This is a genomic window from Candidatus Neomarinimicrobiota bacterium (genome assembly GCA_012964825.1).
In the GTDB taxonomy this organism is placed as follows: Bacteria; Fidelibacterota; Marinisomatia; order Marinisomatales; family S15-B10; genus UBA2125.
In genome coordinates this window covers 1-4,066 of record DTTI01000011.1, presented here as the reverse complement: position 1 = coordinate 4,066, position 4,066 = coordinate 1, and the positions used below count along the sequence as shown (strand labels likewise).

Below are 4,066 nucleotides of genomic sequence, written 5' to 3'. Positions count from 1 at the left end.
CACAAAGCTGGTTCCCCATTGGAAGCCACAGTCTGGTGTGGAACGGGAAGGACCAGCGGGGTGCACCGGTCAGTGCCGGGGTCTATATATACCGTCTAAATGCCCAAGGCTTTCAGAAGACCCGGAAAATGGTGCTTTTGAAATGAAACCGCTTTCTCAACCACTTTCCCAATCCCTCCTGGTAAATGACGGGGGGACAGTCGGGATGAAAAAAATACACAGTTTGATTAAATTAAATGGGGTTATTTTTAGGAGTACTCCTGTGAAAAAGAATTTAATAGTCTTATTCTCATTATTTCTGATCGTCTCATTTGTAAATGCGGACGACCTAATTGTCGATAAAAATGCGCTCTCTCAGTATGAGACGGATGAGTACCTTTTGTTTGATGTGTTCGATGCAAATAGTTATCATCAATATCGTGAAAAAGCTTGGCCTCATGGTTTAAAATCAAATAGCGATCAAATCGATCTGTCTGATAATGCACCTGTCTTAGGAGCTCAGTTTACCCAGGAAGCATGGATCTATTCTGACAGCACAACAACCACTGCTTATAATGTTTTTTCCGATCCTTGGAACTTAGCCACTAGTGGACCTACAATACATATTATGACTACATCTGGCACGAGTATTAATGAGATAAAATATGGATTTATAACGGGTGGCAGTACCAAAATCACCAACGTTACAGTGGATATCCCTGTCAAAGTCTGGCACCATATAGCCACTACTTTCGATGGCACCAATTATAAGCTTTTTATTAATGGTGTTGAAGTGAACAATTATACGGGTGCTTCAGGAACAACCCCAACCGCAACACCAGTAAGATATATCGGTACAAATTTCGAAGGAAAAATGGATGAGATTCGAATGTGGAATGTGGCTCGTACCCAATCCGAGATTCAAGATAATATGGATAAGACTTTGGCTGGCAACGAGTCTGGACTTGTCGCCTATTATCCAGTGGATCTCAATAATAATTGGGAGCTAGTTGATCATAGTCCAAATGAAAATCATGTCCCCATGAGTAATACTGAGGTTGCATCAAAGTATTTCTCTAATGATTGCCCAGCACCCGATGGCAGTTCGAATTGTCCATATCCAACCATCCGCAGTGCGCTTGATGATGCAAGGGCCGGAGATCGCATTTATATCCGGGAAGGAAGATATACAGAGTTGCTCAACAAATGGCAGTTGAATCATTTACCTGAGGCAGAAGGCCAGAAAATCGTTATTGAAGGGTATCCAAATGAAGATGTGATTATTGATGGTACTATTTCCATTAATGCTAGCTGGGAACCCTACACTCATAATGGTCATGCCATTTATAAAGCGGTTTTAGATATGAATTCCATTTCTCAATCTATCAAGACGCAGGTTGATTCGATCTACGGTGTATTTGTGGATGGGCGGTATATGATACCTGCGATGCCTACTAATTTTAAAAATCCTACCGATCCCACAACTGGGAACCCGAAGAACCCTGAGCCAGGTACTGTCTGGGCATTAAGGATGAAATCGCCTATAAAGTATCCAGAAGAGGGCTATCAGCCTGGGAACCTTGCAAATTTAGATACGCTGGAAGAATGGTCATTTAATCCTGACAACAACACCTTATACCTTTACGCCAGCGATGATTATATCCCCACATCCACAAATGTCCGAGTAAGAGTGAGGGACAGAATATTAGCCTTTTCATTTTCCGACAATTTTGAATTTAAAAACCTCCATTTTTTTGCAGGCTCAGTCGAATTTTATAGCTCTAGTTACACAACAATAGAAGATTGCAAGTTTTCATTTAGCTCTGACATGGGCCTCGAAGGTAACATGGTTACCTGGGGGTACAATACCACTGTCAGAAATTGTATTTTCGAATATATAAATGATGCCTCTCCTTGGTACCAGACGCGTACTATGTTCCCAACAATGGAAAATATACTATTTAGGTATAATGATTGGTTTTCAGCTTCTGGACATTATGGTGTAACAACTAGAAATTACAGGGGGGCAAGAGCTGATGGGAGCTTTGTCACTGGTGGAAGCCAATGGCGATATCTTACAATAGAAAATAGTTTTACAGCTGGTATCTACCCTGCAATTGAATCCTTAACAGAGTATTGTCGATTTGAAAATCTATATGAACAAATAGATGGTAGCGGGATTCAGAGAAATCCCATTTCAGTTCCTGGATCTACAACACGATACACATGGATCATCAATGCGCCCCATTTAAATGGTATGCGCTTTGATGGAAGTTGCGCGGGCACTTATGGTGATGTGCATCATGTCGTTTCTGTAGGTAACAATCGTGGTTTTCGTTTAAAGGGGAATTACCATGATGTGCATCATGTTATCGCATATGATAACAATAAACAGGATATCAGTCTCCCATATAACAAGTATTGTGGGCCAAGTGGGACAGGCGATAAAGAAGAAGGTAACTGGAATTCTAATTTTCATAACAGTATTGCAGAGTTTAGACTGGAATGTTCTTCACCGGACTGCTGGCCTCCGGGCAGTGATCCGAATTATTATGGTAGTGAAGGATATAAGTATCCTCTTGATGCTTCTCATCTTGATTCTGTGGGTATCTGGTATGGACTAGCATTAGATATAACTTCAGCACATGCCTATGCATATCCCCATTTTGAGTTGATGGATCCGTGGATACAAAATCGTAGTCGGTCTGAAGAGTCACTTTTTGGGCAGTTTGGCGAGAACCCATTCGTTGACAGTAAACAAAACTATGATTTCCGGCCCAAGAAAGGATCTAATCTGGTTGATGCCGGGGTGATAATACCGGGGGTCAATGATGGGGTTGATGGGGATTTAAATCACCCACCCTTATATCCTGGCCAGAACCGCAGGTTTGTTGGTGATGCGCCGGATATAGGTGCTTATGAATATGGTGATTCAGTTTACTGGATCCCGGGTTATCGATATCCGTATCCAAGTGTTCCTATACCAAAAAATAATGCAGTAAATGTTCCAATGGACTATGGCCTGGCTTGGAATTATCCTTATAAGAAAGATTATTCAGGAACAACAGCGACAGTTAGTCTAAGTGGACCAGGTGTAAACCGAACTGAAAGTTTTGATTATCCATATAATGTACTGTTTGAAACCTTTCAACCGGGTGGAACCTATAATTGGTCTGTTTCAGTAGATGGAGTCAGTGGCGGTTCATGGACCTTTCAAGTCGAAGATGAGATTTATCCAACAAATGACCGCTCAATAGCCACGGCTGTCACTAGTCCAGTGCTTCCCTATCAGACGAAAAACTTGCAAGTTTCAATAAATCACGCTGCGTTTTTGCGTTTTGACATTTCTGAATCTGTGAATGCAAGCTATAAGACGAGTTTAAATCTGGTTCCAGAAACTGTTAATAGCTTGACTGGTGGAATTGTTCTGTACAAATATAATCTGAAGGGGTGGGGAGAAAAAATTGATGGCAATAACATAGGCGTTGTTGATCATGTCTTTGGCACACCAATAGATACTTTGTCTTCTTTAGTATCAGGTTCAAAAATATCTCTGGATTTGAGTGGTGTCATAAACTCAAGCGGAGAGCATTCTTTTGCTTTGGGAGTTATTGATTCTGAGGATAGCGTATCTTTTTACAGTAAAGAAAAACTAATCACTGATGGTCAAACCGTTGGTTATTCGAGCGGCTATGCACCGCAAACAAGTGTTTGGCCAAGTCTTTCTTTTTCTCAGGACAGCCTTTCTGTCGCTTATGACGTATCGCTTACTGAAGGTTGGAACCTGATATCAGTTCCATATGATGGGCTAAAATCCCATCCCGAAAGCATATTCGGAACGTTAATAAAGAATAATCAGCTGGTATACGTTTCAAGCATGAAAGGGTATTATAGACCCAATGATGCTTACGCCACATTGGATACCATCAGCAGCAAAGGTGGATATTATATAAAAGTGACAGGGTCAGCCAGCAAAATATACTTTAGAGGTCGGGCTTTTGCCGACAATTCAATTTCATTGACACAAGGTTGGAACCTAATTTCATATTATCCTGATTACGAATTAAATATAGAAGAAGCTTTTTCC

1 protein-coding gene is annotated in these 4,066 nt (G+C 41.1%); it reads left to right on the top strand.

Annotated features, from left to right (window positions below):
* Window positions 1–205 precede the first annotated feature (205 nt).
* On the top strand, window positions 206–4,066 hold a 3,861-nt coding region (locus EYO21_00760; GenBank protein HIB02346.1), incomplete at its 3' end, for a LamG domain-containing protein.